This window comes from Bacillus paranthracis (assembly GCF_024296885.1).
In the GTDB taxonomy this organism is placed as follows: Bacteria; Bacillota; Bacilli; order Bacillales; family Bacillaceae_G; genus Bacillus_A; species Bacillus_A paranthracis.
The window spans coordinates 3,398,813-3,425,763 of record NZ_CP101135.1 but is presented as its reverse complement, the minus strand read 5'-3'; the positions used below and the strand labels follow the sequence as shown (position 1 = coordinate 3,425,763).

Here is a 26,951-nt window from a genome sequence, read left to right as displayed (position 1 = left end):
GCCGTCAAATGACGGCTTTTTTATTGTTCAATTACTGTTGCGCTAATTTTAGGCATTCCTGTTTTATCTTTTTCATCGTAGGCACCATAAATCGTTACTGTTGCACCTTTAGATATTTTTAATCCACTTTTGAGTGTTATTTCATTTTCATTTGATTGCACACCACTTTGGGCAATTTGAATAGTGTACATACCTTTTCCGTCATTTTCATTTGTACTTATGACAAAAGAAGGTAGCACTGAAGATTTAAGTAATAAATCTACTGTTCCCGTAGCTTTAAGCCTTTTTCCTTTTTCATATTGATCTCCATTTGCTTTAACAAAACTAACTTCTTCAGCATCTTGCTTTATCTTCTTATTTAATTCATCCTGAGATGTTAAATCTTTTTTATTTTCTTGTTGAGATTTGACGTTTGTTTTTTCACTTGATTCATTTTCTTTGGAAGAATCACAAGCTGTTAGACCTAAAAATAGGGTACTTCCAACACAAAGACTTATAAGTTTTTTATACATTTTCATTACCCTCCTCTATCCAAATTTCTTCCATGTGCAATTTTAATTCTTTTGCAATTTTGTAAGCTGTAAGAAAACTAGGGAGCGTCGTGTTATTAACAAGTGAGCTCATTGTAGTTTGACTAATTCCAATAAGATTTGCAAATTCCTTTTGACGTATTTCTCTTTCAGCAAAAATAACACGAAGTTTACATTTTAATCGCACAATATCACCTCTTTAATTATATACAATTCGCATATGGAAATGTGTCCTCCTTTAATTTAATCAACGAACATTTAGAAAAGTTTAAATGGACAGGCAATATAACTACTTCTAAGTCATATACCTATATCAAGACCACAAGGAACACCAAGTGGAACTAAGGACATCAAGTGGGGAGAGGGTTAAATGCGTTGGCAGTATAATCACTTAAACACAACTTCATATTTACATCCTTCAAAAGAATTAAGGTCAATGTACAATGAATCAAGATCGAGAGCAGAGACGGAATCAATTTTAAATCACATGAAAAACCATGAAGTTTATGATCGAAAAGAATATAAAGGATATTTCAGTTTGTCGCAGGTATTAGAAGAAGATCTATATGGTGAGGAAGAAGATGTTTTAAACTGGGAAATTCTAATGGATTGTTATGATGTGGTCCTTACAAGAAAAGGTATTGCCTTTCGTGAAAAGGAAGAGGAGGAATAATCATGACACTTGTAGGAGAAGCGGTAGTTATTTGGACGGCAACAGGTTTGTCAGTAGTTGCAATGAAGACAGCAGAGAAAATGGGGAAGAGTGTTCCACGTTGGCTTCCACGTATCACTTTGTACACAACGCTCACAGGCTCGTTCTTATATCTTCTACGTTATGTTCTAGTTATGTTTCTATGAAGGAATATAATGTGGAAGGTCAGGACAGCAGGCAAGGTATAAGAAAATGCCTGTCCCGTTATATTCCAAAAGAGTGCAATGATATCCTTATAGGATATCTAAGGGGGAAATGTTTATGTTGGAGTTACTAATGGTTCCTACAGCAGCATTAACATATGCATTGGTAAGTGATAAATTCAAACGAAAAGATGTTGATAAAAAGAAGATTCGAGTCTTTTTTGAGGTGAGTGGAATCGCAATTAAAAGAGAAGATAAGCTACATTATCCCAAGTTTCAAAATCACGTTGATGATGATCGTAGTACAACATATGTTTACACATTACCTGTAGGTATGCCGAGTAAAATTATTCAGAAAGTCGAGGATGTTGTAAGTGAGGGGTTAAATAAACCCGTTCGGATTCATTATGATAACTATAAATTAAGTATTCGAGTATTTCATAAAGACATACCTAACAAGTGGGGATGGTCAAAAACATTAGTTGAACAAGGAAAATGGCTTGTGCCTATAGGGAAAAGCCTAGAAGAAATAATTTATCATGATTTTGATAAAACACCACACATGACTTTAGGTGGTTTAACACGTATGGGGAAAACCGTATTTTTAAAGAATGTAATGACATCTCTTATTACAGCACAACCAGATCATACGCATTTATATATCGTCGATTTAAAAGGCGGTTTAGAATTCGGACCATATCAAAATTTACAACAAGTTGAGTCGATAGCAGAAAAGCCAATTCAAGCATTTCAAGTTTTAAATACCATTCTTAAGAAAATGGAAGAGAAAATGTTCTATATGAAGGAAAAACATTATACAAACGTTGTAGAAACAAATATAAAAGAACGTCATTTCATTATAGTTGATGAAGGGGCTGAACTTTGTCCTGATAAAAGTATGGGGAAAGAGCAGCAAAAATTATTAGTGGCTTGTCAGAGAATGCTTTCTTATATAGCAAGGATTGGTGGGGCGCTTGGCTTCAGGTTGATTTTTTGTACACAATATCCGACTGGAGATACATTACCACGACAAGTTAAACAAAATTCAGATGCAAAGCTTGGTTTTAGATTACCGACACAAACGGCTTCTCAAGTAGTTATAGATGAATGTGGATTGGAATCGATTAAAAGTATACCTGGACGCGCTTTGTTTAAAACGGATAGGTTAACAGAAATTCAAGTACCTTTTATTTCTAATGAAATGATGTGGAATGTACTAAAACAATATGAGGTGGAGAAATATGAAAATACAAACACACATCAAATTGAATCGTCAGATGATGATTCTGACCTCGATTAGAAAGCTGAAATTTGCTACACGTAGGCATTTAATGGCTATCCATGATTTAGGTGGTATAAGAAATGCAAACCGTATATTAAAGGATTTAGGCACATTTGTTAACAGTACTGTGTACAAAAAAGAATATGTATATTACTTAAATAAAAAAGGGCGCGCACTATTCGATGATACAGAAAAAATAGTACCAACAATTCGATTAGCACACAGCCTTATGAGAAATGAAGCGTGGCTCTATCTGTTTTGTCCGGATGACTGGCAGATAGAAACACCTATACGTTATAAAATAGATGATAAAAAGAAGACAATTATTCCAGACGTGAAATTCCGAGATGAAGAAGGGATTTTAAATGCTGTTGAAATAGATCGGACGCAGATGATGAATGTGAATAGTGAGAAAATGAAAAGATACGGAGAGTTTACTATATATTATAGTAAGAAGTATAATGGTAAAGTTCCAGTGGTTCATTTTTTTACATTAACAGAATATAGACAAAAGACATTGGAACAGTTTGCAGTAAAGAACGGCGTGTATGCAAAGGTACATGTTTTGCATGAAGTTTAGCTTGAATAAAAACAGCCACATTGCCAACCACAAAACAGCCACAAAACAGCCACAAAACAGCCACGAAGTAATAACAAGTAGTGAAATCACAGAAAAACGTTATCAGACAAACACTTAATTTATGCTATGTGTGAAACGAAATGAAACTATATAAAACGAAGGTATATTTTCCGTACGCAAGTTCACCAATGGGAACGCGATCAATATATGTCTCTTTACTAAGAGGTGAGGAGCCCTGATACTACGGTATCAGGGCTTTTTTATTTGTTGGCAATATAGGTGTTAGTTGAAATGAATTGAATAGATGTCTGAAAAAATTATGACGGTATTTAAATTTCTATTCCATATCTTTAATGTAACGTGGTGAAATTCGAATTGTTTTGTGTTCCAAAAGGGTGGATAAGTAAAAGTAACATGCGTAATATCTATGGATATAAAAAATTGAATGATATGTTGTGTTCGGTATTGGATATGTTTCATACTAAAGTTCGAGTGTTTAAAAATATAGTACCTTGCAATAAACAATACTAAGTGGTATATTATGGATAAGGAAGGTACTGTGTATTGAACAGTACTGAAATGAGAAAGGGGGATTGTCCTTGAACGTTCAGTTTAAAAAAGGTGTGTTAGAACTATGTGTACTGGCACTTGTGAAACGTAAGGATTGTTACGGCTATGAACTTGTTCAGCAAATCTCAAATAAATTTTTAATATCGGAAGGGTCAGTATATCCTTTATTACGCCGTTTAACGAAGGAAGGATATTTTCAAACGTATTTAAAAGAATCTACGGAAGGACCACCTCGCAAATATTATCAACTAACTGAGCAAGGGGAAACGCAACTGAATTTGTTAGTAACAGAGTGGCGTGATTTTGCGAAAGGTGTACAAGAAATTATTGAAGGGGTGGAATGGGATGAGTAAAGAACAGTTTCTTAAGGAATTATCAAGTCATCTTAGAAAGTTACCGGACGAAGAGAGGAAAGATATTTTATTTGATTATGAAGAGCATTTTCAGTTTGGGATAGAAGAGGGGAAAACTGAATCGGAAATAATAAAGGGTCTTGGCTCTCCGAAAGTAATTGCAAAAGAATTACTTGCGATGTATCGATTTGATGAAATGAAAAAAGATCCGTCAACTTCAAATGTGACAAGAGCTGTCATGGCAGCGATTGGACTTAGTTTGTTTAATTTCATTATTGTATTAGGCCCGTTAGTTGCAATTATCGCTTTTATATTCTCTTTTTGGGTCGGTGGGATTGTTAGTGTAGTTACACCATTTTTCGTTATTGGAAAAGTATTTATGGGTACATTTATATGGTTAGATGTATTCGTAAGTATAACATTTGTTGGGATAGGTTTGTTGTTATGTATTATCGCTTATTATAGTACGAAGTGGTTTAAAAGGTTATGTGTACGTTATGTCATATGGAACTTCAAAATGATAAAAGGGGAGTAGATGATGAAAAAAATATTGTTAGTAGCGATCGCTTGTATCATTATTGGAGTAATAGGAATTTCACAAACATATGAAAAAGCAGTGCAAACTGCAGAAAAAGGAAACAAAGAAGATATAATTAAAAACGAAACACTAAAAAATATAGAAGTTAAGTTAGATGTCGGGGATATTGTTGTCCAAAAATCTCCTGACGCTTCTTTTTATGTAAAGCAATTAGGAGATGCGCGTAAACAAGAGATTCATATTACTGAAGATGGTGACACATTAAAAATCATTGGGGAAAGAGAAAAAGGTGCTTCATTTGATTTTTCTTTTTACGATTTTAGGTTTCAAACGTCTACATTGACTCTCCTTGTGCCTGAACGCTCTTACCAAGATGTAAAAGTAAATTCATCTGCTGGACAAATTGAAATAAGTGATGTGAAAAGTGACCGTGTAAGTGCTAGAACACTTACTGGAGAAGTGGATTTGAAACATGTAACGGCTAAGAATGTGGAGGGATCTACAAAAGCTGGTGAAGTAAACTTTAAAAAAGTAATAGGGAAAGTGACTGCAAAAACGACCAGTGGGGAAATAAATATTCTAGATCATGATTCTAAGTACAATCTAGAAGCAAGTTCAACTGCGGGAGATGTAAATATTACTTTATCGGAAAAACCAAAAGATGCGGTAATTACTGGGCAAAGTGCTGCCGGGGATGTAACAATTTTTAATGAAGAAAATAAAGACGTAACGATTGGTAATGGGAGTAAAAAGATTAGCGGTAAAACAGCTGCGGGCGATGTGACGATTGAAACGCGTTCGTAAGAAATAGAATGTGTGAAAATCTATCAAAATACAAAAAAGAAGATAATTACCTTATATAAATAAGGTAATTATCTTCTTTTTTATTCTTAATGTAAATCACGATATACGCCAATTACTTTGCCGATAACTGACACTTGCTTTAAAATAATAGGTTCTAATGAAGAGTTTTCCGGTTGTAGACGGAAATGGTCTTTTTCTTTATAGAAACGTTTAACAGTTGCTTCATTATCTTCTGTTAAAGCGACTACAATTTCACCATTATATGCAGACTGTTGTTGGCGAACAACAACTAAATCTCCATCGAAAATACCAGCTTCAATCATACTATCTCCAGAAATACGTAACATAAACACTTGATCTGCTCCTGCGACAATGCTAGCTGGAAGAGGGAAGTGTTCCTCAACGCTTTCGACTGCTGTAATTGGTAATCCAGCAGTAACTTTCCCGACAATTGGAACTTGAATAACAGATTGTGTTTCTGTATCCATTCGGTCTTCACCTAAAATTTCAATTGCGCGTGGTTTTGTTGGATCGCGTCGAATGTATCCTTTTTCTTCTAATCTTGATAAATGTCCGTGCACTGTAGAACTAGAAGCGAGGCCGACTGCTTGGCCAATTTCACGTACGGAAGGTGGATATCCTTTTTCTTGTACTTTTAGCTTAATAAAGTCGAGAATGTCTTGCTGGCGTTTCGTTAACTTTTCCATGTTTTCTAACACCTCGTTTTCTTTCATTTTTCTTATTAATAAGTATAACATGTGAAAAAACATTCTACAAACATAAGTTCGAACAAAAGGCGAATTTATGTTACACTAAAGGGAAATTATAGTGAGAAAGAGGGGTTCATAATGAATGCAATTATTTATGCGCGTGTGAGTACAACAAAAGAAGCGCAAGAAACATCATTATTACGTCAAAAAGATGAATTATTGCATTTAGCGGAGCGCTATCAAATGAATGTTACTAAGGTGATTGAAGAGCAGGCTAGTGGCTATACAATTGAACGTGATGGCATATTAGAAGTGCTAGATACAATTCGAGACGAACAAATTGATGTGCTACTTATACAAGATGAAACGCGCCTTGGTAGGGGGAATGCAAAGATTGCGTTAATGCACTGTTTACATAAAGAAGGAATAAAAGTATATACGCATACACATAATGGTGAATTGCAATTGTCGGATTCTGATTCAATGGTATTAGATATTATTGGTATTGTTGAAGAGTATCAAAGAAAGATTCATAATTTAAAAATTAAACGTGGTATGCAACGAGCAGTAGAAAAAGGCTATCGTCCAGAAAATAATTTAAAGAATCGTCATTTAAGTGTAGGACGAGAGAAGAAAGAAGTGCCAATTGAGGAAATTGTACGTTTACGTAAGAGTGAACTTACTTTCGAAGAAATTGCAGCAACACTACGTGGCTTTGGTCATAATGTTTCAAAAGCGACGGTACATCGTAGATATGTAGAGTATACAAAGCAATTGCTTGATAAAGAAGAGTAACTATTGTATGATAATAATCAGTTTTGAGTAGAAGGGGGATTCGAGATGCTTAGTCACGAACTCGTTGAACGCATTAACTTCTTAGCGAAAAAAGCAAAAGCTGAAGGTTTAACTGAAGAAGAACAACGTGAGCGTCAATCGCTACGTGAACAATATTTAAAAGGATTTCGTCAAAATATGTTAAACGAACTAAAAGGAATTAAAGTCGTTAACGAACAAGGTACTGATGTTACACCGGCGAAATTAAAAGCTTTAAAAAAGCAAGATAATGCAAAATTAAACTAAAAGATGGGCGAAGCCCATCTTTTTTTATTTATTTAATAACTTTCCAGTTGTTATTAACTGTTGCTTCTATCTTTTTATGCTTCAATATATAGTTAGCGATAAGTTCAGACATATCTGTTGGTATATCTTTTATTACGGGCTTATTTTGAAACATAAAGAAATTCCCTCCGCCGCTCGCGCGATAATTATTCATAACGACATCATATTCTTCACTCATATTAAGAGGAGTGCCTTTATGCTGTAAAGATTCTACTCTGTCGCCAATTGGTTTGGAAATGTTTAATACGTACGAAATTCCTTCCCACATATCGTAATTATAGTGTTGCGGTTTTGGTTCTATGTAGCTAGGGTTTACGATGATGGTTCCATCTTCTTTTAATGTGAAATAAGAAGCAGAGAGTTCGAGAGCATCTTTTATATCAGCTCCAGTTATTCTAATTACTTTTAATGTATTTGGATAAATATAATTAGAAACGATGTCACGCATTGTTACATATGTCGGGAAACCCGGAGATGTATTATGGAATAAGCTTGTACAAGAAATAGAAACATTAGCCATATCCATCTGTATTTTATTTATGAATTCAATAAAAGGATGGTCTTGCAAACGAGTTTGCATAGCATCTGAAATTTGCATGTCACCGTGGATGGTTCCAATAGGTTGATCAAGCCATTTTTGTGTTTTCTCTTCATAATCAGTTACCAAGTAAAGAACATCTGGATCTGCCTCGATTTCTTGCACAGTCAATAGTTCGGAATAACTCTCTTTTTTTACCCACTCTTGTTTCATTTTTTCAAATGTTACAGTTACTTTTCCAACTGAATGTCCGTTACATCCAGTCTGTAAAATTGTTACATCATTACCCACTGTTTGAGCCATTTCTCGGTGCTGATGGCCTGTTAATAAAATATCTATGCCCTCAATTTCATGACACATAGCATACCCTTGGTTTTCGCCTGTTAAAACTTCAGTCGGTTCTCCAGTTTGTAAATCGCGTTCAAATCCCCCATGATACGCTACGACTAGTAAATCTGGTTTCTCATGTTCGTGAATGTAAGAAACCCAATTTTTTGTTGTTTCTAACGCATCTTCAAATTGCAAGTCTTTAATGTGATGGGGTTGTTCCCAATTTGGAATATAATGCGTTGTCACCCCTAAAATAGCAATTTTTATATTTGCTTCAATATGTTTTATTATATATGGTTTCCCGAAATAAGGTTTTTTACTGCTTTTGTCTAAAATATTTGCTGATAAATATGGGGAGTTTGCAGTAGAAATAGCATTGTTTAATACATCCATTCCATAATTAAATTCATGATTCCCAATCACTGCAGCGTCATAACGTAAATAGTTTGCTATTAATGACATTGGGTTTTTCTTATCTTTTTCATATGTAGCGTAATGGTAAGTAAATGGTGTTCCTTGTATGAAGTCACCGTTATCAATTAAAAGAACGTTTTTATTTTGGGACCGTTCTTTTTTTATAAGAGTAGAAATCTTAGCTAAACCAATTTCTGCTGGAGAGTTATCTTGGTAGTGAATTGGATAAACAGTACCATGTATATCACTTGTTAATAGGATGTTTAAAGTTACAATTTGATTTTGATTCAATATCATTCACCTTTTCTATTATTATCTACTGATTAAGCATATCAAATATATGGAGAGAATTTTAATGTGAGTGTATAGAATGTGTAAAGATTCTGTAAATAATCAATTATTTGTAAAAATGTGTGATATATTTCTTCATGTTTATGAAAGGTTATTTTATAACAATGAAAAATGGAGGCATTAACATGTTGAAAAAAGTTTTTGCAATGAGCACAACAGTTGTATTAGCAGCGGGTTTGTTAAGTGGCTGTGGAACGAAGGAATCAAGCGCAAGTAAAAATGAAGATACGAAAAAAGGGTATGTACCGAAGACTTTAAATGTTCAATTTGTTCCTTCTCAAAATGCAGATACGTTAGAGGCGAAGGCAAAACCACTTGAGAAGCTATTAAGTGATAAGTTAAATATTCCAGTAAAAGTTAGTATTTCAACGAATTATAATACAATTGTAGAAGCGATGGCATCTAAGCAAGTAGATGTGGGATTTTTACCCCCAACAGCGTATGTGTTAGCACATGAGAAAAAGGCAGCAAACGTAATTTTACAAGCGCAACGTTTTGGCGTAGATGATGAAACGGGAGCTCCTACAAAGGACTTAGTAGACTTTTATAAATCTGAGTTTGTTGTTAAGAAAGATTCAAATATTAATAGTGTAAAAGATTTAAAAGGTAAAAAAATTGGCTATCAAGATGTAACGTCATCAGCGGGATATGTGTGGCCTGCGGCTGTACTATTAAAAGAGGGCGTTGATCCGTTAAAAGATGTGAAACCTGTTACATTAAAAGGTCACGATCAGTCGCTTATTGCTCTTTTAAATGGTGACGTAGATGCAGCTGTTGTATTCCAAGATGCTCGTAATATTGTAAAAAAAGATTATCCGAATATATTCGATCAAACGAAAATAGTGAAATTTACGGAGAAAATTCCAAACGATACGATTTCGGTACGTTCTGATTTAGATGAAGAGTGGAGCAAGAAATTACAGGATGCTTTCATTGAAATTGGAAAGAATGAGGAAGGTCACAAAATCATTAAAGAAGTATATTCACATGAAGGATATGTTAAATCTGATGATAGTAAATTTGATATCGTTCGTGAATATGGAAAGAAAGTAAAAACGCAATAATACATATGGAAATGGCAACTAGCTGGAAAGGTATGTTTTCAGTTAGTTTGCCGTTTTGAATACATAGAAGGTAGGTAAGATGTGTGATAGAGTTTCGAAATGTTTCCAAAGTGTATCCAAATGGTACAAAAGGATTGAATAATATAAACTTGAAAATTCAAAAAGGTGAGTTTGTTGTAATGGTAGGGCTTTCCGGAGCTGGAAAGTCTACACTTCTAAGATCGGTAAATCGTCTTCATGAGATTACAGAAGGAGAAATCATGATTGAAGGTGAGTCTATTACGGCTGCGAAAGGAAAAGGATTACGCCGCATGCGCCGGGATATTGGTATGATTTTTCAAAGTTTTAACCTTGTAAAGCGATCAACAGTATTAAAGAACGTATTAGCTGGCCGTGTTGGGTATCATTCGACGTTGCGTACAACGTTAGGTCTATTTCCGAAAGAAGATTTGGAGCTTGCTTTTCAATCGTTAAAAAGAGTAAATATTTTAGAAAAAGCATATGCGCGTGCTGATGAATTATCAGGAGGACAACAGCAACGTGTATCGATTGCTAGAGCGTTGGCGCAAGAAGCAAAAATCATATTGGCAGATGAACCTGTTGCATCGTTAGATCCGCTAACAACAAAGCAAGTATTAGATGATTTGAAGAAAATTAATGAAGATTTTGGAATTACAACAATTGTAAACTTACATTCTATTGATTTAGCTAGGCAATATGCGACGCGCATTATTGGATTACATGCAGGAGAAATTGTTTTTGATGGCTTAGTAGAAGAGGCAACGGATGAAAAGTTTGCTGAAATTTATGGTGACGTAGTACAGAAAAGTGAATTGTTAGAGGTGGCAGTTAAATGAATGACGTGACGATATATTCGAAATCGATACCGAAGCCACCGAGTAAGTTGAAACATATGTTAACGGCTGTTCTAGTCATTTTACTGTTGTGGGGAAGTAGTGTACAGGTCGATGCATCATTGTCAAAACTAGTAGTTGGTTTTCCTAATATGATGGATTTGTTAAAAGAGATGGTGCCGCCAGATTGGAGTTATTTTCAAGTTATTACAACAGCGATGTTAGATACAATACGTATGGCGATTATCGGGACGACTTTAGGTGCGATTTTAGCTATTCCGCTGGCACTATTTGCGGCAAGCAATGTGTTTACTAGTGCATTTTTGTACAGTCCAGCTCGATTGATTTTAAATTTTATCCGAACGATACCAGATTTATTATTAGCGGCAATTTTCGTAGCGATTTTTGGAATCGGGCCACTTCCAGGTATTCTGGCTCTTACTTTTTTCTCGATTGGGCTCGTGGCGAAATTGTTGTATGAGTCAATTGAATCAATTGATCCAGGTCCTTTAGAGGCGATGACAGCAGTAGGAGCAAATAAAGTGCAATGGATTGTTTATGGAGTAATTCCGCAAGTGAAAGCGCATTTTGTCTCTTATGTTCTGTATACATTTGAGGTGAACGTACGTGCAGCAGCTGTTTTAGGTTTAGTAGGAGCAGGTGGTATTGGATTATACTATGATCGTACACTTGGATTTTTACAATATCAGCAAACTGCATCTATTATTATCTATACCCTTGTTGTTGTATTGTTAATTGATCATGTAAGTACATTGTTGCGGGAGAAATTATAATGAGTAAAACGACGATAATCGTACCAAAACCGAAGAAACCGAGTGTGTATCGCTTGTTTATTTTTATAGCACTTATATTTGTTTACGTATGGGCTTTTTCAGGAGTACCGCTAGAAGGAATTAAGGATACGGCAGGAGAAATTACAAAAGCAATTATGACAGGTGTATTGAATCCAGATTGGGCGTACGTATCTTTGCCAGATGGTGAAGATTTATTACATGGTTTAATTGATACGTTGGCAATAGCAATATTAGGTACATTTATTTCTGCCTTTTTATCTGTTCCATTTGCTTTTTGGGCGGCGACGAATATGAGCAGTGGAAAACTAACTTCAGGAACTGGGAAATTTGTACTTAGTTTTGTTCGTACATTTCCTGAATTAGTTATGGCCCTTTTATTTATAAAGGCTGTTGGACCAGGCTCTTTTGCCGGCGTCCTAGCTTTAGGATTACACTCTATTGGAATGTTAGGGAAATTATATTCAGAAGGAATTGAAAATATAGATAAGGGGCCGACAGAGGCGTTAATAGCTACAGGCGCAAACCGGTTCCAAATACTTTGGTATGCAGTATTGCCACAAGTATTACCAGATTTTCTATCGTATACATTATACAGGTTCGAAATTAATGTACGATCCGCTGCCATTTTAGGTGTTATTGGAGCAGGTGGTATTGGTACGCCCCTAATTTTTGCACTGAGTTCACGTAATTGGTCTCGTGTGGGAATTATTTTATTGGGCATCATTTTAATGGTCATTATCATTGATTTTATTTCAAGTTCGATTCGGAAACGGATTGTTTAACTGATTTGAAAAGCATCGAATTTAGATGCTTTTTTGTATTTTTAACGCATTATCCGAAAGAAATCTCCTTCCTGGGGCGTGTGAAAGACGAATTTCGGTTTGGCGTAGCCAAACATTTGGTTTTCCTATTTATTTGACCCCTGATATAATCAGTCTTATAAGAGGTAAAGTTTGGTATAACAATGAAAGTAGATAATAATCATGTTAAGTGGGGGTAGTTCACAAGTGGGTTAAAAAAAGTTAGTATTGAAGAATTTTGTATATCTGTATAAATATACAGATAATTCCCTTTCTTTTCAAAATAAAAATAATGAAAAAGTATGTCATATTGAATACCCATACATTCCCGAAAACATTGATTTTTTTATAAAAAATCAAAAAAACATCAACATATTTGTCGATACATGTTGTATAATCTTGCGTGGGAAGCTATCATATAAATGTATAAAACGTTTACTAATATAAGCGAAGGGAAGAATAGCATGTCACATTCAATCGAACAACTTTCTATCAACACGATTCGCACATTATCCATCGATGCGATTGAAAAAGCAAACTCTGGTCACCCAGGAATGCCAATGGGTGCAGCACCAATGGCTTATACATTATGGACTCAATTTATGAAACACAATCCAAATAACCCAACGTGGTTTAACCGTGATCGTTTCGTATTATCTGCAGGTCATGGTTCAATGTTATTATACAGCCTACTTCACCTATCTGGTTATGATGTAACAATGGATGACTTAAAGAACTTCCGTCAATGGGGAAGCAAAACTCCAGGACATCCTGAGTACGGTCATACAGCTGGTGTAGATGCAACTACTGGTCCACTTGGACAAGGTATTGCAACTGCTGTAGGTATGGCAATGGCAGAAAGACATTTAGCTGCTAAATATAACCGTGATGCGTATAATGTAGTAGATCATTATACATACGCTATTTGTGGTGATGGAGATTTAATGGAAGGCGTTTCTGCTGAAGCATCTTCATTAGCTGCTCATTTACAATTAGGTCGTCTTGTTGTTCTTTACGATTCAAACGATATTTCATTAGATGGCGATTTAAATCGTTCATTCTCTGAAAGTGTAGAAGATCGTTACAAAGCATACGGATGGCAAGTAATCCGTGTTGAGGATGGAAACGATATTGAAGCTATCGCGAAAGCAATCGAAGAAGCGAAAGCTGACGAAAAACGCCCAACGCTAATTGAAGTAAGAACGACAATTGGTTTCGGTTCTCCAAACAAATCAGGAAAATCAGCTTCACATGGTTCTCCACTTGGTGTAGAAGAAACAAAGTTAACGAAAGAAGCATACGCTTGGACTGCTGAGCAAGACTTCCATGTAGCAGAAGAAGTATATGACAACTTCCGTAAAACAGTACAAGATGTTGGTGAAACTGCGCAAGCTGAGTGGAACACGATGCTAGGTGAATATGCACAAGCATACCCAGAATTAGCAAACGAACTGCAAGCGGCAATGAATGGTCTTCTTCCAGAAGGTTGGGAGCAAAACTTACCAACTTATGAATTAGGATCAAAAGCAGCAACTCGTAATTCTTCAGGTGCTGTAATTAATGCAATTGCAGAGTCTGTGCCATCATTCTTCGGTGGGTCTGCTGACCTTGCTGGTTCTAACAAAACATACATGAATAACGAAAAAGACTTTACAAGAGATGATTACAGCGGTAAAAACATCTGGTACGGTGTACGTGAGTTCGCAATGGGTGCAGCAATGAACGGTATTGCACTACATGGTGGTTTAAAAACTTACGGTGGTACGTTCTTCGTATTCTCTGACTACTTACGTCCAGCAATTCGTCTTGCAGCATTAATGCAATTGCCGGTAACATATGTGTTCACACATGACAGTATCGCTGTTGGTGAAGATGGTCCAACACATGAACCAATCGAGCAATTAGCAGCGCTACGTGCGATGCCAAATGTATCTGTTATCCGTCCAGCTGATGGTAACGAATCTGTTGCAGCTTGGAGACTAGCTCTTGAATCTACAAACAAACCAACTGCTTTAGTATTAACTCGTCAAGATCTTCCAACATTAGAAGGTGCAAAAGACGATACGTATGAAAAAGTAGCAAAAGGTGCATATGTAGTTTCTGCAAGCAAGAAAGAAACAGCTGATGTAATCTTACTTGCAACTGGATCAGAAGTAAGTCTAGCTGTTGAAGCTCAAAAAGCATTAGCAGTAGACGGTGTTGACGCATCTGTTGTCAGCATGCCATCTATGGATCGCTTTGAAGCTCAAACTGCTGAGTACAAAGAATCTGTATTACCAAAAGCAGTAACAAAACGTTTCGCAATCGAAATGGGTGCTACATTCGGATGGCACCGTTACGTAGGTCTTGAAGGAGATGTGTTAGGTATCGATACATTCGGTGCTTCTGCTCCTGGTGAGAAGATTATGGAAGAGTATGGATTTACTGTAGAGAACGTTGTTCGTAAAGTAAAAGAAATGCTTTAATGATTTTAGAAAAATCTCTCCGGCATGGAGAGGTTTTTCTATGTAAATGAGTTTTTTCGACAGAAAAAGTTTTTTCTCTCTCCGCAGTCAGACAATCATTGCAAAATTTCTTCTATATAATGAAGAGAAAAGGTTGTCCAGATTGGGAGGCGAAAGATGAAAACGTATGAATTGTATTTAATTCAAGAAGATATTGCGAAAGCTTACTTTGGTCGTGAATATTTGTTTTTTGATTTATTTGCTCGATTTTCAGAATCTGGGTCCCTTTCGGAGAAAAAAGTGTTATATAAACAAATGATGTATATAACGATGCCATTACAAGTAATGAAAATTCATCATAAATTAGAACAAGCTTTGCGCGTTCTTGGTAAATATGATCGAACACATCATACACATACACTTTATACAGGGGCGGAATATGGCGAAATAATGGTGAAACCACACTATATTCGCATGAATACTTCTGGAAATGTTTCTATGGAAACGACTTTCTTTGAGGTGCTTCGGAAGTGTGAATTAACATTTTTAGCTATGGATTATGAAAATACAAAGTACGGATGGCTTAATCCTCTAAAACAAGTACGAACATATGTGTAAAAAATGTCGAATTGTATCTTGTCTTATTGAAAAGGTTTTAGTACACTGTAAGGTAGACAACATGAAGGAGGAAAATATATGCCAATTTGGTTAGGTATTCTAGTGGGCGTAGTAGCACTAGTAGCAGGCGTGGCGTTAGGATTTTTCATTGCCCGCAAATACATGATGAATTACTTACAAAAAAATCCACCAATTAACGAACAAATGTTAAAAATGATGATGATGCAAATGGGACAAAAACCTTCCCAAAAGAAAATCAATCAAATGATGAGCGCAATGAACAAGCAACAAATGAAATAAGCGCTAAAAGACACTCGCTAAGAGTGTCTTTTCTTTTTGATATGGACAGAGTTTAAAACTTTTAAAAATTCTGTATTTTTGGTAAACTGAAAACATCGCTCATTTTAAGAGAGGGGGAAAAATATGAAAGTGTTTATGAATTTAGCGTGGTTTTTTAAACAAGAAAAACGAGCGTACATAACCGGAATTATTTTATTATTTGGCGTTGCACTTTTAGAACTTGTAGCACCAAAAGTGATTGGGATTGTTGTAGATGAAATTAATGAGGGAACATTAACGACTGATAAGTTACTAAAATGGGTTGTACTCTTAGTACTCGTAGGTATTACGATGTACATATTACGTTACGTGTGGCGTATTATGATTTTTGGGTCTTCATTAAAGTTAGCTCGCCAATTACGGAAAAATTTGTATGAACATTTTACAAAGATGAGTCCATCTTTCTATCAGTCAAATCGCACAGGTGATTTAATGGCGCACGCGACCAATGATATTCAAGCAATTCAGCAAACTGCTGGGGCGGGTGTTTTAACACTTGTTGATTCATTGGCTGTTGGGGGATGTGTACTCGTAGCGATGGGTTTTACAATTAGTTGGAAGTTAACATTGTTAAGCTTAATTCCAATGCCGATTGTAGCAATATCGACAAATTATTACGGAACTTTATTACATAAAAGGTTTCATAAAGCACAGCAATCGTTTTCGGAAATCAATGATAAAGTGCAAGAGAGTATGAGTGGGATGAAGGTAATTCGATCGCTTGGACAGGAGAAAGAAGATTTACAAGCGTTTCGAAAAAAATCAGAAGATGTCGTACATAAAAATATGTTAGTTGCACGTATTGATTCGTTATTTGATCCAACAATCTCTCTTATCGTAGGATTTTCTTTTTTAATCGCAGTATGTTACGGATCAGTATTAGTTGTGAGAGGTGAATTAACAGTAGGTGATCTCGTTACATTTACGACGTATTTAGGTACCCTCGTTTGGCCAATGTTAGCGTTTGGATGGCTGTTTAATATTATGGAGCGTGGGCGTGCTTCGTATGACCGTGTAGAAAAAATTCTCTCACAAAAATCAGATGTAGTAAATAGAGAAAATGCTGTGCATACAATAGCGAGCGGTGATGTTTCATTTGCGGTTGATTCGTTTTCGTATAAGAAAAATGAACTGTTACATTTAACAGATATTCATTTTGATTTGAAGAAAGGGGAAACGTTGGGGATTGTAGGACGTACAGGGGCAGGGAAAACGACTTTATTAAAATGTTTAATCCGTGAGTATGATCATTTTAATGGTGAATTAAAAGTTGGAGAGCGGGATATTCGCGATGTAACACTTTACGGTGTCCGTTCTGCCATTTCATATGTGCCGCAAGATCATTTTTTATTTTCAGCGAGTATTGGGGAGAATATTGCCTTTGGAAAGGCGGATGCTACATATAATGAAATTACCCGTGCTGCAGAGATTGCTTGTATTCACAATGACATCCTTCAATTTTCAGAAGGATATGAAACAGTAGTTGGGGAAAGAGGCGTTTCTTTATCTGGAGGTCAAAAACAGAGAATTTCTATTGCGCGTGCTTTATTAACGGATGCTGAAATATTAATTTTAGATGATTGTTTATCAGCAGTAGATGCAAAAACAGAAGAAACGATTTTAAATGCTTTAAAGAGGGAGAGAGCAGGGAAAACGACAATTATTACTGCCCATCGTTTAAGTGCAATTCAGCATGCCAATCTTATTCTTGTTGTGGATGAAGGTAAAATTGTACAACGAGGTACACATGAACAACTAATGAAAGAACATGGTTGGTATAAAGAAATGTATGAGAGCCAGCAGTTAGAAGCATTAGTCGAGAAAGGAGGCGTATGATGGCTGAGAAAAAACAGAGCGATTTAAGAAGATTACTGTCTTATATGAGGCCATATAAAGGACTGTTAGCATTAGCATTTTTATTTCTAGTTGGTGCAACTGTAACAGAAATGATGGGTCCTTTTTTAATTAAACAATTCCTTGATGAACACTTAGTACCACGTAACTTTGATCAATCAGCACTTGTTACTCTATTTGTAGTGTATATTGTTGCTCACTTATTAAAAGTATTATTTACTTATTTAGACTTGTTATATTTTCAAAATATCGCTTTTAAAATTGTTCAAGATATGCGTGTTGAAGTATATGAGCATGTTCAAAAGTTGTCATTAAGTTTCTTTGATCGTACGCCGATTGGTACGCTTGTATCGCGCATAACGAATGATACAGAAGCAATTAAAGACTTTTATGTCAGTGTATTATCAACATTTGTTAAAAATATCGTATTTTTAGTAGGGATTTTAGTAGCGATGTTTTTATTAAATGTCAAATTAGCGCTATTTTCTCTCGTATTAATTCCGATCATGTTTGCGATTATGGTGCTATATCGTCGGAAAAGTGCAGCTTTTTATTTAGAAGTCCGTAATCAATTAAGTGTGTTAAATGCAAAGTTAAACGAGTCCATTCAAGGGATGAATATTGTTCAAGTGTTCAGACAAGAAAAGCGCATGAGAAAAGAATTTGAAGAAGTGAATAATAAACATTATAGTGCAGGGCGACGTACATTAAAGTTAGATGCATTGCTTTTACGTCCAGCAACTGATTTAGTTCATATTGTAGCTATTGCGTTAGTACTTGGTTTATTTGGAATTGATGCTTTGAAGAGTCCTGTTGAAGTAGGCGTTTTATATGCGTTTGTTAACTATATCCATCGTTTCTTCCAGCCTGTAAATGAAATGATGATGAAATTATCATTTTTCCAACAGGCACTGGTTTCATCATCACGTGTATTTCATTTAATGGATGAGAAAGATTTAGCGCCAGTTCAAAAAGGGGATGGAAATCCTCGAGTTATTAATGGAGATATTGAATTTAAAAATGTTACTTTTTCGTACGATGGAAAACGTGATGTTTTAAAAAATGTATCTTTTCACGTGAAACAAGGGCAAACGGTTGCTTTCGTTGGGCACACTGGCAGCGGAAAGAGTACTATTATGAATTTATTACTGAGATTCTATAATATTAAGTCCGGAAATATTGTAATAGATGGTGTAGAGTTAGAGAAATTTGAAGAACAAGAAATTAGAAAGAAAATAGGACTTGTATTGCAAGATGCATTTTTATTTGCGGGAAATGTAAAGCAAAATATTCGTATGTATAATGAAGAAATTACGGATGAAGAAGTAAAAGAAGCGGCACAATTTGTGCAAGCGAATACGTTTATTGAAAAATTACCAGAGCAGTATGAAACGGAAGTAGTAGAAAGAGGAGCTGCATTTTCTAGTGGTCAACGACAATTAATTGCTTTCGCTAGAACGATAGCAACGAATCCGAAAGTGTTAGTATTAGATGAAGCAACAGCAAATATTGATACAGAAACTGAAGATGCAATCCAAACAGCGTTACAGCAAATGCGAAAAGGACGGACTACGATAGCAATTGCACACAGATTATCTACCATACAAGATGCAGATCAAATTTTTGTTATGCACGATGGAGAGATAGTAGAGAGAGGGACACATCAAGAATTACTGAGTGAACAAGGATTGTATTATAATATGTACTTACTACAAAATAAAGGAAGTTTACAAAAAGCCTTGTAATTACAAGGCTTTTTTACTTTGTTTATAAAATATGTTTGCTCTTTATGTCTATAGTATAAACGTCGTCACAGCAGCGGTTTCATTAGAAGCTTTGCAAGGAAATGGAACAAATGGTGGTGGAAATGTTTCCCTGCCCAGTAGTGCTACTGCAGTCTATGGTGTTACTGTAATTAATGGCGATAATGTAAATTTATGGGGTGGACCATCTTTACAGTCAAATGTAATCCGTCAGCTAAATAGAGGGGAATCATATGAAGTTTTGGACGAACAAGATAGTTGGCTTGCTTTAGGTGAAAGCGAATGGATATACTATGATCCGAGTTATATTCAGTATAGTGTACAATAAAATGAACGTAAAAGGTATCTCGCTTGAGATGCCTTTTATTATAAATATGTAATTTTTACAAAGTGTATATTAAAAGCATAGTATAATATAATGGATGTTTATAAAAATAATTGAAAATGCAATAAAGGAGAAAAAATATGGAATATGTGCTAATAGGTGTAATTTTATTATTATTAGCTGCAGTATTCGTGCTGTTTTATAAAAATAAACAGTTAGAATCAGAGAGTCAGCAAGCGGAATTTGAAAAAAAACAAGCAATTGAAACGTACGAAAATGAAATTGCAGCTACGGTTACAGAACATAAAGAGCAGCAAAATGCATTAAAAAATATAGAACAGAAAAAATACAATGATTTACAAATAAGTGCAGCGAGAGAACTTGAAAATATGCGCATGATGAAAAATCAATTAGCTGTGCAACATAGTAAAGAACGCAGTGAAATGCAAGAAAAACATAGTAACGAAATACATATGTTTCAAAAGTTAATTGCAGATTTGCGAGAGTATACGAAAAATGGAGCCGAAGTGAGTACACACGAAACATTACAATATATGAAGCGTGGCTTCGTAGAGCAAGGCATAATACTAGATAATGAATTTCATATTATGCCGAATGTTTTTATGAGAAATCAGCATGGAAGAAATGATTTTCGAATTCATCATCTTGTTTTAAGTAAAACGGGTATGTATGTACTTGAAACGAAAGAATGGACAGGGAAATTAATTCATGGCTTAACGAAAGAAAATGCTAGTACATATTCATTTATGATTGATGAAATTGGCAAGTATCAACAAGAGATAGAGAAAGAAGAGACGTTTGAATATATTACAGGTGAAGATTCATTAACGATACAAGTGAAAAATGAAGGGAACCCAGTATATAGAGCGAAGAAACTATCTCATATTCTATACAATTGTTTGAAAGAAATGCAAGTTGATATTGTAAAGGAAAACATAAATCCGATTGTATATTTTTATAATGAGAATGGGAAAGAAGTGTTAGATCTTTCTGAAGAAAAAACGGCGAGATTAAAAGATAGAGAGCAACTTGTATCGTTTTTCAGAAATGAATTCTTAACGGGGAAAGTAATATATACAGGTCATGAGTTAGAAAAACTTCGAGAAACCATTAATCGAATGAATTATATAATGAATTAAAAAGAGGTGGGCTTTCTGAGTGCTATATTAAGGGGTATTTTGTATGTTTATATTTGTTTGTATATACTCATGTATCTTGCTCTTATGTTTATTATTGGTATGGCTCATACGTCATTAAGTGTAACGAGCATTTTTATAATAGTCATGCCATTTGTTTTATTAGTTATGATTCAAAAGTCGATCTTATATGTTGCTAAAAATCGTAATGAAGAAAAGAAGCAAATGTCGGGAGTATTAATAGTAGCACTTATTCCGTTAGTAGTATGTACTGCACAATTAAGTATGAATACGTACACTTCCAAGTTTAACCAAGATCGGTGGTTACACGCTGAAGATAAACGGGTACATATGGTAGATGATCTATTGCAAAAATATAAATTAACAGGAAAATCAAATGAAGAAATTACACAATTATTAGGAACGCCTACTGAAACGAGAAATGAAGAAAACGGGGTTATCACTTCGTACTATCTTGGAACTGAACGTGGCTTTATTCCCATAGATAGTGAACATCTTGTTTTACAATTTGATAGAGATGGTAAAGTTTTGGAATATAAGGTGCATACCGATTAAAGAACCGTAGAGAGAAGCTATATATTATAGCTTCTTTTTTATATTCCAATATAGTAAATGTAGGCAAATAGTAGTCATTCCTATCTATACGAATTGGAATGAGTCTGTTATATTGTAAATGGTTATGTTGCTTAATAGTTTAGTAGATAATCTATATTTTGGTTGAGGAGGGGAATTTTAACACGAATTTAATGATATGCGTGTTAAGTAGTATGATGAAAAAAGGATTTTATAATGTTTTAGCTGCATCAATTGTATTTAGTATGGTAACGATTCCAAATTATTCCTATGCTAATGAACTTGGAAAAACTGTTACAGTTTCATCTGAAGAACAAGCTTTAAAAAGTATTGAAAACCATATGAAAGATGAAGATGGTCGAGGGGAAGATAAAGGAGTAAGAAGTGAAGTGCAAGGTGAGTTTCTTGTACATATAGTGAAAGAAGTACCTTTATACGATTCTAGTAATTTTCAAAAAGAGACAGGGATTCGTATTTCGAATCAAGTCGTAAAAGCTGAGAAGAGAAAAGGAAACGCTTACTATGTTCAAACTTCATCGGGAACGGGATGGATACAAAATAGTGATGGAAATGTAGAGGTTAAAGAAATTCACCCGTTATTAAGTGAAAAGTTAGTTATTAATGAAGAAAGCTCTACTTACTCTGAACCATTTACTTCATACAAAGAAGAAAATGTACTGGAGCCGCAAACTATTCAAGCAATTGGACAGGCGGGAGAATGGTTCCAAGTAAAAATAAATAATGAGATGAAATGGATTCATTCACCTTCAGCAAAATTTGAAGGAATAAAAGCTTCACTTATACAAGATGCAGCACCAACACGTACAAAACGTGCAGCAGCTATGTATGCTGCGCCAATAGAAGAGAAAACAACGGATATTTATGGTGTACCTTTAAAAGAAATGATTGTACCAAAAGGAAATGAAAATATTCGTCCAGGTTATGCGATGAACCCGAAGTATATTACGATTCATGAGACCGATAATTATAATGTTGGGGCAAATGCTAGAAACCATGCGATATATTTATATAACCAAGCAACGGGAACGGAAGATCGTTCAGCGTCGTGGCACTTTACGGTAGATGATAAAGAGATTTATCAGCATCTCCCACTAAATGAAAATGCTTGGCATGCTGGAGATGGAGCTGAAGGAACTGGGAATCGAGAATCAATTGCGATTGAAATTGCTGTAAACGAAGATGGTGATTATAATAAAGCTGTTGAAAATGCTCGTAAACTAGCAGCTTATTTAATGGGAGAATTAAATATTCCTTTAGAAAATGTGAAAAAACATCAATTTTGGAGTGGGAAGATTTGTCCAGCCATTATGATTAAAAATAATGGGTGGGAACCATTCTTGCAAGGAACGAAAGTTTATTATGATGCGAACCATAAAGATGATATAACGGGTGGTTGGTATGAAGCAGACATTCGTGAATTAGATAAGCGCGGTATTATGGTTGGAGATGGAAAAGGTTCTTATTGGCCAGAGCGCCTTGTGACACGTGGTGAATTTGCAAATTTAATATCAAGATCATTGCAGCTACCTGAAGGATCATCGAATTTTAATGACTTAAATACAGCACATCCATCGCTAATAGATGGTATTAATCGTGCAGCAAGTGCTGGGATAATAAGTGGTAGAGGAAATGGTATATTTGCTCCAAACGATACGATTAAACGAGATGAAGCTGTTATCATGATTGACCGTGCACTGCAATATAAAAAAATTAAAGGTAACTTAGTCTCGTTACCATTTTCAGATCAAGATTTAGCATATGATAAACAAGCTGTACAACGTGTTTATGGATTAGGTATTGTAAAAGGAAATGAAAATAATGAATTTATGCCGAAAGGTTCTGCAACGCGTGGAGAATCGGCAGCATTTATTAATAGAATGTTAAAAGTAATAGAAAGTAAATAATGAAAAAGCATTCGCGATTGCGAGTGCTTTTTTATTTTTCAATACGTTACGGAAGGGAGAGAAGGGTTTTGAAGGGAATAAGGAATGAAAGCGGAGGTGATGCATATATATAGATGCGTTAAGTTGTTTTTTGCATATTGTATAAATGAAAAGGAGGTAAGACGGTGAAAGCTATACCGACTGATGTCCTGAGTAAAGAATTGATGGAAAGAGAAGGCGTTATATCTATTACAGTAAAGGAATTTGAAAAAATCGAAGTAGCTGGAGTAGTAGTCGCTGGCCCCGCGGTTATTTTGATTAATCAAGATTAAGTACATAGTATTGAAATAAAAAGTATCCTAGATGGATGCTTTTTATTTGTGTAGAAGAAAGAATATGGTGGATAATTGCCTTACTGGAGGGAGAGTATGTGGCAATTATTATAACGATGTTAGTAATGGGGATTTTATTAGGGTTTGTTGGAGCTGGGGGAGCCGGGTTTATTATCGCGATACTCACTTTAGTATTCCATATTCCTATTCACGTTGCACTTGCAACGTCTTTAACTGCTATGGCATTTACGACATTATCTGGGGTTATAAGTCATTATCGTGAAGGAAATGTAGTACTTACTATAGGCGGGATTGTTGGGGGATGTGGAGCGCTTGGTTCTTATATCGGTTCAAAAATTGGTTCACTTATACCAGGACATCTTCTTCATTGGTTTACAGCTGGGATGTTATTTTTATCTGCAATTTTTATGTTTATTAAATTAATTAAGTTTCAAAATAGGGAAGAGTTACTTTTAGCAGAGATTAAAGATTTTTCGAAAGAGAACATAATGAAATGTATATGTCTTGGATTAGTCACTGGAATGATGGCTGGTTCATTTGGGATTGGTTCTGCACCATTTATTCAACTTGGATTAATGGTTCTATTAGGATTGACGATTCAGCAATCTGTAGGAACAACAATGCTTGTTATATTGCCCATTGCGATTGGGGGTGGTTTAGGGTATAGTTCAGAAGGGTATCTAGATTATATATTATTGCAAGTATTAATTGGGACGATGCTAGGAGCTTATATCGGTGCGAAGTTTACAAATTATGCACCACGTATGCTTTTAAAGTTTTCAATGATTATGACACCAGTTTTCGCTGGATGTATGTTATTAATGGGATAAAAATAATATAGCAAACTAATATGTTTTACGAATGAATTATGTAAGTAATTCATATTTCCCATATAAAAGGATTTGCTTTAATATAATGAGTGTAAAGTTCGAGTATTCGAAGTACTACTTGAATTATATCCCTATCCCTTTTCTAAAAATGCGAACAAGTTTTGCCCTATTCTATTCAATATTTAATTGTATAGAAATATATTGTTCGATGACCATTATGGAACGTACATAATGGGAAAATCCCGATCCTTAAAGAGGATGCCCCTAATCTTCATGTGAAAATATGATCGGATATGAAAGCTGACCAATTTATGGTCAGCTTTCTTTTTGTTCAAAAACTATTTCTTCTTTAATTTCAGTTTGTAATAATAAAGCTTTTCCGAAACGACGTTTACATTCTGCACGCACTTTTTCAATGGCTAGTAGCTGAGTGGTAGCAGGAACTGTGACGATAGCTTGGCGAGGTTGTCGATTTTCTTCACAAAAGACACATTCCACAACATATTTAAAAATCATGCTTTCATCCTTCCGTTTTTAATTTCTAAGAAGGAACTGCCTATGAAGTTGATGTAAATTTTCGTCATTGTTTTCCTTTTTTCCTCTTTTTTCAAGGAGAAAATAAAAAGGAGACGAATAGTAGTAGGGGAGGGATGTATATGGAAAGATGGATAGGTTGTGCAGCAGTATGTGTAAATGAAAGAAATGAGGTTTTAATGGTATTGCAAGGACAAAAGGGTGAAGAAAAAAGGTGGTCCGTCCCAAGTGGAGGACTTGAAAAAGGAGAAACATTAGAGGAATGTTGTATCCGAGAAGTTTGGGAAGAAACAGGTTACAATGTGGAGGTTGTAAGTAAAATATACGAAAAAGAAGGGATTACATATGGGGTTCCTGTATACGTTCATTATTATGTCGTAAAAAAAATAGGCGGTAGTATGAAAATCCAAGATCCTGATGAGTTAATACATGAAATTGCTTGGAAGAGGATAGATGAAATGAAGGAATTAACGTTATCTTTCCCGGAGGATTATGAGATTTTAAACAAATACATAAATAAAAAAGCGAGTGTGTAAACACTTGCTTTTTCAATGTATCCACGATAAGAAAAGCGGAACGATAACTAAACTAGCTCCTGCAGTTAAAAGCATAGATAAACTTGCAATCGTTCCTTCTACAGGACCGATTTCGAATGCTTTTGATGTGCCGGTTCCATTTGCGCTCGTTCCTAACATAATACCTTTTGCAATTGCTGTTTTAATACGGCATATACGAATGAGAGAAGGTCCGAGCAATGCTCCTGTTAACGCAGTTAAAACAACAAATACTGCTGTTAATTGTGACATACCACCAATCATTTCTGAAATGGCCATTGCAATTGGCGTCGTTACAATATGAGGTGCTAAACTATGTTCTAACGATGAATCAATTTGAAAATAATTTGCTAGTAGTGCTGAAGTAATAACTGATAGAAACGAACCGACAATGACATTAAGTAAAATAGCTATCCCATGTTTCTTAAGTAAATCAAAGTATTTATAGATTGGCCATGCAAAAGCAACTGTTGCAGGTTTTAATAATTCTGTTAACCAGTGGCCTCCAGTTTCATACGTTTCATAAGATGTGTCTAGTCCGAGTAATAACGCGATTAAAATAATAGGACATACGAGAAGAGGAGAAAGTAAGCTCCAATTCCAGCGTTGATACATTTTCTTCGATATCCAATATGTGAATAGTGTTAATAGTAAACAAAGAAAGCCGATCATTGCACGGATCCTTTCCGCTTTAGTAGCAATTCTGTTAAGAGTCCTGTAACGAGAGTGACACAAAGTGTACTAATCATAATAATTAAGATGAGATCGATTCCATATTGTGATAGTGTATCTTTGTAGCGTATGACAGCGACTGCAGAAGGAATGAAAAATAAAATAAGTTCTTTTAATAAAAAGTCTGCACCGTCTTGTATCCACTCTTTTTTCACTAGGTTAAATTTTAATGAAATTAATAATAAAAAAATACCGATAATACTTCCTGGAACTGGGAGGTGTGCCTGTTTTGCAATCCATTCACCTGTCCAAGCGAAACAAAATAATAGTAAAATTTGTCCGCTTAATTTCCACCATTTCATACAGTAACCACCTCTTTCTTTTTTTACATAAAAATTGTAAAAAAGAATTAACAATTTCTACTATACGTTCATTCAAAAAATTTGTCTAATATATAAATTATATGTTATTAATATATTAGACGTATTAATTGAAATGGAAAA

31 protein-coding genes and 1 pseudogene are annotated in these 26,951 nt (G+C 35.1%); 25 read left to right on the top strand and 7 right to left on the bottom strand.

The genetic code is table 11. The features are described 5' to 3' along the window. Nucleotides 1–20: 20 nt before the first annotated feature. Together NLJ82_RS17550 and NLJ82_RS17545 are read right to left on the bottom strand one after the other, a co-directional pair. Nucleotides 21–512, bottom strand: a complete 492-nt coding sequence (locus NLJ82_RS17550) for a hypothetical protein (protein ID WP_061185037.1) — start codon at nucleotides 510–512, stop codon at nucleotides 21–23. Beyond that, complete coding sequence (locus NLJ82_RS17545; RefSeq protein ID WP_061185036.1) at nucleotides 505–717, bottom strand: helix-turn-helix transcriptional regulator; 213 nt, start codon at nucleotides 715–717, stop codon at nucleotides 505–507. The genes NLJ82_RS17550 and NLJ82_RS17545 overlap by 8 nt, the downstream gene beginning before the upstream one ends. Before the next feature lie 183 nt (nucleotides 718–900). Between NLJ82_RS17545 and NLJ82_RS17540 the strand changes: the two genes are divergently transcribed. The 7 genes from NLJ82_RS17540 (at nucleotide 901) to NLJ82_RS17510 (ending at nucleotide 5,512) form a co-directional block, all read left to right on the top strand. Beyond that, on the top strand, nucleotides 901–1,203 hold the full coding sequence (locus NLJ82_RS17540) for a hypothetical protein (protein WP_001267635.1): 303 nt from the start codon (nucleotides 901–903) through the stop codon (nucleotides 1,201–1,203). 2 nt (nucleotides 1,204–1,205) lie between these two features. After that, nucleotides 1,206–1,388, top strand: a complete 183-nt coding sequence (locus NLJ82_RS17535) for a hypothetical protein (protein ID WP_061185035.1) — start codon at nucleotides 1,206–1,208, stop codon at nucleotides 1,386–1,388. Nucleotides 1,389–1,503: 115 nt separating this feature from the next. Further along, nucleotides 1,504–2,685: an FtsK/SpoIIIE domain-containing protein gene (locus NLJ82_RS17530; RefSeq protein ID WP_061185034.1), complete on the top strand. Its 1,182-nt coding sequence runs from the start codon at nucleotides 1,504–1,506 to the stop codon at nucleotides 2,683–2,685. Next, on the top strand, nucleotides 2,627–3,247 hold the full coding sequence (locus NLJ82_RS17525) for a replication-relaxation family protein (RefSeq protein ID WP_061185033.1): 621 nt from the start codon (nucleotides 2,627–2,629) through the stop codon (nucleotides 3,245–3,247). The genes NLJ82_RS17530 and NLJ82_RS17525 overlap by 59 nt, the downstream gene beginning before the upstream one ends. A 599-nt stretch (nucleotides 3,248–3,846) precedes the next feature. Continuing rightward, entirely contained in the window at nucleotides 3,847–4,170 is a 324-nt protein-coding gene (locus NLJ82_RS17520) for a PadR family transcriptional regulator (protein WP_001102620.1), read from the top strand. Further along, nucleotides 4,163–4,705, top strand: coding sequence for a DUF1700 domain-containing protein (locus NLJ82_RS17515; RefSeq protein WP_000032399.1), 543 nt, complete (start codon nucleotides 4,163–4,165; stop codon nucleotides 4,703–4,705). Before NLJ82_RS17520 ends, NLJ82_RS17515 begins: the two co-directional genes overlap by 8 nt. After that, nucleotides 4,706–5,512 (top strand): DUF4097 family beta strand repeat-containing protein, encoded by an 807-nt coding sequence (locus NLJ82_RS17510; protein ID WP_000976123.1) that lies wholly within the window; start codon nucleotides 4,706–4,708, stop codon nucleotides 5,510–5,512. A gap of 86 nt (nucleotides 5,513–5,598) precedes the next feature. On the opposite strand, the gene lexA is transcribed toward NLJ82_RS17510, so the two are convergent. Continuing rightward, a complete protein-coding gene (gene lexA / locus NLJ82_RS17505; protein ID WP_000413738.1) occupies nucleotides 5,599–6,219 on the bottom strand; it encodes a transcriptional repressor LexA in 621 nt (206 codons plus the stop codon). Between the two features lie 141 nt (nucleotides 6,220–6,360). Between lexA and NLJ82_RS17500 the strand changes: the two genes are divergently transcribed. Together NLJ82_RS17500 and NLJ82_RS17495 are read left to right on the top strand one after the other, a co-directional pair. After that, on the top strand, nucleotides 6,361–7,017 hold the full coding sequence (locus NLJ82_RS17500; protein WP_000991471.1) for a YneB family resolvase-like protein: 657 nt from the start codon (nucleotides 6,361–6,363) through the stop codon (nucleotides 7,015–7,017). A 45-nt stretch (nucleotides 7,018–7,062) separates the two neighbouring features. Then, nucleotides 7,063–7,302 (top strand): DUF896 domain-containing protein, encoded by a 240-nt coding sequence (locus NLJ82_RS17495; RefSeq protein ID WP_000948565.1) that lies wholly within the window; start codon nucleotides 7,063–7,065, stop codon nucleotides 7,300–7,302. A 28-nt stretch (nucleotides 7,303–7,330) separates the two neighbouring features. On the opposite strand, the gene NLJ82_RS17490 is transcribed toward NLJ82_RS17495, so the two are convergent. After that, nucleotides 7,331–8,914 (bottom strand): bifunctional metallophosphatase/5'-nucleotidase, encoded by a 1,584-nt coding sequence (locus NLJ82_RS17490; protein ID WP_001075245.1) that lies wholly within the window; start codon nucleotides 8,912–8,914, stop codon nucleotides 7,331–7,333. A gap of 185 nt (nucleotides 8,915–9,099) precedes the next feature. On the opposite strand from NLJ82_RS17490, the gene NLJ82_RS17485 reads away from it, so the two are divergent. The 15 genes and pseudogenes from NLJ82_RS17485 (at nucleotide 9,100) to NLJ82_RS17415 (ending at nucleotide 24,688) form a co-directional block, all read left to right on the top strand. After that, a complete protein-coding gene (locus NLJ82_RS17485; protein ID WP_000915052.1) occupies nucleotides 9,100–10,038 on the top strand; it encodes a phosphate/phosphite/phosphonate ABC transporter substrate-binding protein in 939 nt (312 codons plus the stop codon). An 83-nt stretch (nucleotides 10,039–10,121) separates the two neighbouring features. Continuing rightward, on the top strand, nucleotides 10,122–10,895 hold the full coding sequence (gene phnC / locus NLJ82_RS17480) for a phosphonate ABC transporter ATP-binding protein (protein ID WP_000569254.1): 774 nt from the start codon (nucleotides 10,122–10,124) through the stop codon (nucleotides 10,893–10,895). After that, nucleotides 10,892–11,686: a phosphonate ABC transporter, permease protein PhnE gene (phnE, locus tag NLJ82_RS17475; protein ID WP_001000755.1), complete on the top strand. Its 795-nt coding sequence runs from the start codon at nucleotides 10,892–10,894 to the stop codon at nucleotides 11,684–11,686. The genes phnC and phnE (NLJ82_RS17475) overlap by 4 nt, the downstream gene beginning before the upstream one ends. After that, nucleotides 11,686–12,489 carry a phosphonate ABC transporter, permease protein PhnE gene (gene phnE, locus NLJ82_RS17470; protein WP_000047888.1) on the top strand — a complete coding sequence of 268 codons (804 nt, stop codon included), beginning with the start codon at nucleotides 11,686–11,688 and terminating at the stop codon, nucleotides 12,487–12,489. The genes phnE (NLJ82_RS17475) and phnE (NLJ82_RS17470) overlap by 1 nt, the downstream gene beginning before the upstream one ends. A 482-nt stretch (nucleotides 12,490–12,971) precedes the next feature. After that, nucleotides 12,972–14,972, top strand: coding sequence for a transketolase (tkt, locus tag NLJ82_RS17465; protein ID WP_000019770.1), 2,001 nt, complete (start codon nucleotides 12,972–12,974; stop codon nucleotides 14,970–14,972). 156 nt (nucleotides 14,973–15,128) lie between these two features. Continuing rightward, nucleotides 15,129–15,569 (top strand): sporulation inhibitor of replication protein SirA, encoded by a 441-nt coding sequence (sirA, locus tag NLJ82_RS17460; protein WP_000860645.1) that lies wholly within the window; start codon nucleotides 15,129–15,131, stop codon nucleotides 15,567–15,569. Nucleotides 15,570–15,647: 78 nt separating this feature from the next. Next, nucleotides 15,648–15,869 (top strand): YneF family protein, encoded by a 222-nt coding sequence (locus NLJ82_RS17455; protein WP_001123317.1) that lies wholly within the window; start codon nucleotides 15,648–15,650, stop codon nucleotides 15,867–15,869. Between the two features lie 123 nt (nucleotides 15,870–15,992). Next, entirely contained in the window at nucleotides 15,993–17,744 is a 1,752-nt protein-coding gene (locus tag NLJ82_RS17450; protein WP_000862471.1) for an ABC transporter transmembrane domain-containing protein, read from the top strand. Next, complete coding sequence (locus NLJ82_RS17445) at nucleotides 17,744–19,507, top strand: ABC transporter ATP-binding protein (RefSeq protein WP_000818394.1); 1,764 nt, start codon at nucleotides 17,744–17,746, stop codon at nucleotides 19,505–19,507. The genes NLJ82_RS17450 and NLJ82_RS17445 overlap by 1 nt, the downstream gene beginning before the upstream one ends. Before the next feature lie 64 nt (nucleotides 19,508–19,571). Next, a pseudogene (locus NLJ82_RS17440) lies at nucleotides 19,572–19,841 on the top strand (SH3 domain-containing protein); the annotation flags it as partial. 149 nt (nucleotides 19,842–19,990) lie between these two features. Beyond that, the gene (locus NLJ82_RS17435) at nucleotides 19,991–21,010 is read left to right on the top strand and encodes a nuclease-related domain-containing protein (protein WP_000456951.1); all 1,020 of its coding nucleotides are present in this window, start codon (nucleotides 19,991–19,993) and stop codon (nucleotides 21,008–21,010) included. 6 nt (nucleotides 21,011–21,016) lie between these two features. Continuing rightward, on the top strand, nucleotides 21,017–21,583 hold the full coding sequence (locus NLJ82_RS17430; RefSeq protein ID WP_074533031.1) for a hypothetical protein: 567 nt from the start codon (nucleotides 21,017–21,019) through the stop codon (nucleotides 21,581–21,583). A gap of 215 nt (nucleotides 21,584–21,798) precedes the next feature. After that, nucleotides 21,799–23,526, top strand: coding sequence for an S-layer homology domain-containing protein (locus NLJ82_RS17425; protein ID WP_001993262.1), 1,728 nt, complete (start codon nucleotides 21,799–21,801; stop codon nucleotides 23,524–23,526). 164 nt (nucleotides 23,527–23,690) lie between these two features. Then, complete coding sequence (locus NLJ82_RS17420) at nucleotides 23,691–23,837, top strand: BC1881 family protein (RefSeq protein WP_000644411.1); 147 nt, start codon at nucleotides 23,691–23,693, stop codon at nucleotides 23,835–23,837. Between the two features lie 98 nt (nucleotides 23,838–23,935). Further along, a complete protein-coding gene (locus NLJ82_RS17415; RefSeq protein ID WP_000974649.1) occupies nucleotides 23,936–24,688 on the top strand; it encodes a sulfite exporter TauE/SafE family protein in 753 nt (250 codons plus the stop codon). Nucleotides 24,689–25,003: 315 nt separating this feature from the next. Here the strand turns inward: NLJ82_RS17415 and NLJ82_RS17410 are convergent, their stop codons facing one another. Continuing rightward, on the bottom strand, nucleotides 25,004–25,204 hold the full coding sequence (locus NLJ82_RS17410) for a DUF3903 domain-containing protein (protein ID WP_000576450.1): 201 nt from the start codon (nucleotides 25,202–25,204) through the stop codon (nucleotides 25,004–25,006). Nucleotides 25,205–25,344: 140 nt separating this feature from the next. Between NLJ82_RS17410 and NLJ82_RS17405 the strand changes: the two genes are divergently transcribed. Next, nucleotides 25,345–25,758 carry an NUDIX hydrolase gene (locus tag NLJ82_RS17405; RefSeq protein WP_000442971.1) on the top strand — a complete coding sequence of 138 codons (414 nt, stop codon included), beginning with the start codon at nucleotides 25,345–25,347 and terminating at the stop codon, nucleotides 25,756–25,758. A 12-nt stretch (nucleotides 25,759–25,770) separates the two neighbouring features. Here the strand turns inward: NLJ82_RS17405 and NLJ82_RS17400 are convergent, their stop codons facing one another. After that, nucleotides 25,771–26,448, bottom strand: a complete 678-nt coding sequence (locus tag NLJ82_RS17400; RefSeq protein ID WP_000578957.1) for an LrgB family protein — start codon at nucleotides 26,446–26,448, stop codon at nucleotides 25,771–25,773. Further along, the gene (locus NLJ82_RS17395) at nucleotides 26,445–26,810 is read right to left on the bottom strand and encodes a CidA/LrgA family holin-like protein (protein ID WP_000872364.1); all 366 of its coding nucleotides are present in this window, start codon (nucleotides 26,808–26,810) and stop codon (nucleotides 26,445–26,447) included. Before NLJ82_RS17395 ends, NLJ82_RS17400 begins: the two co-directional genes overlap by 4 nt. Between the last annotated feature and the right edge of the window lie 141 nt (nucleotides 26,811–26,951).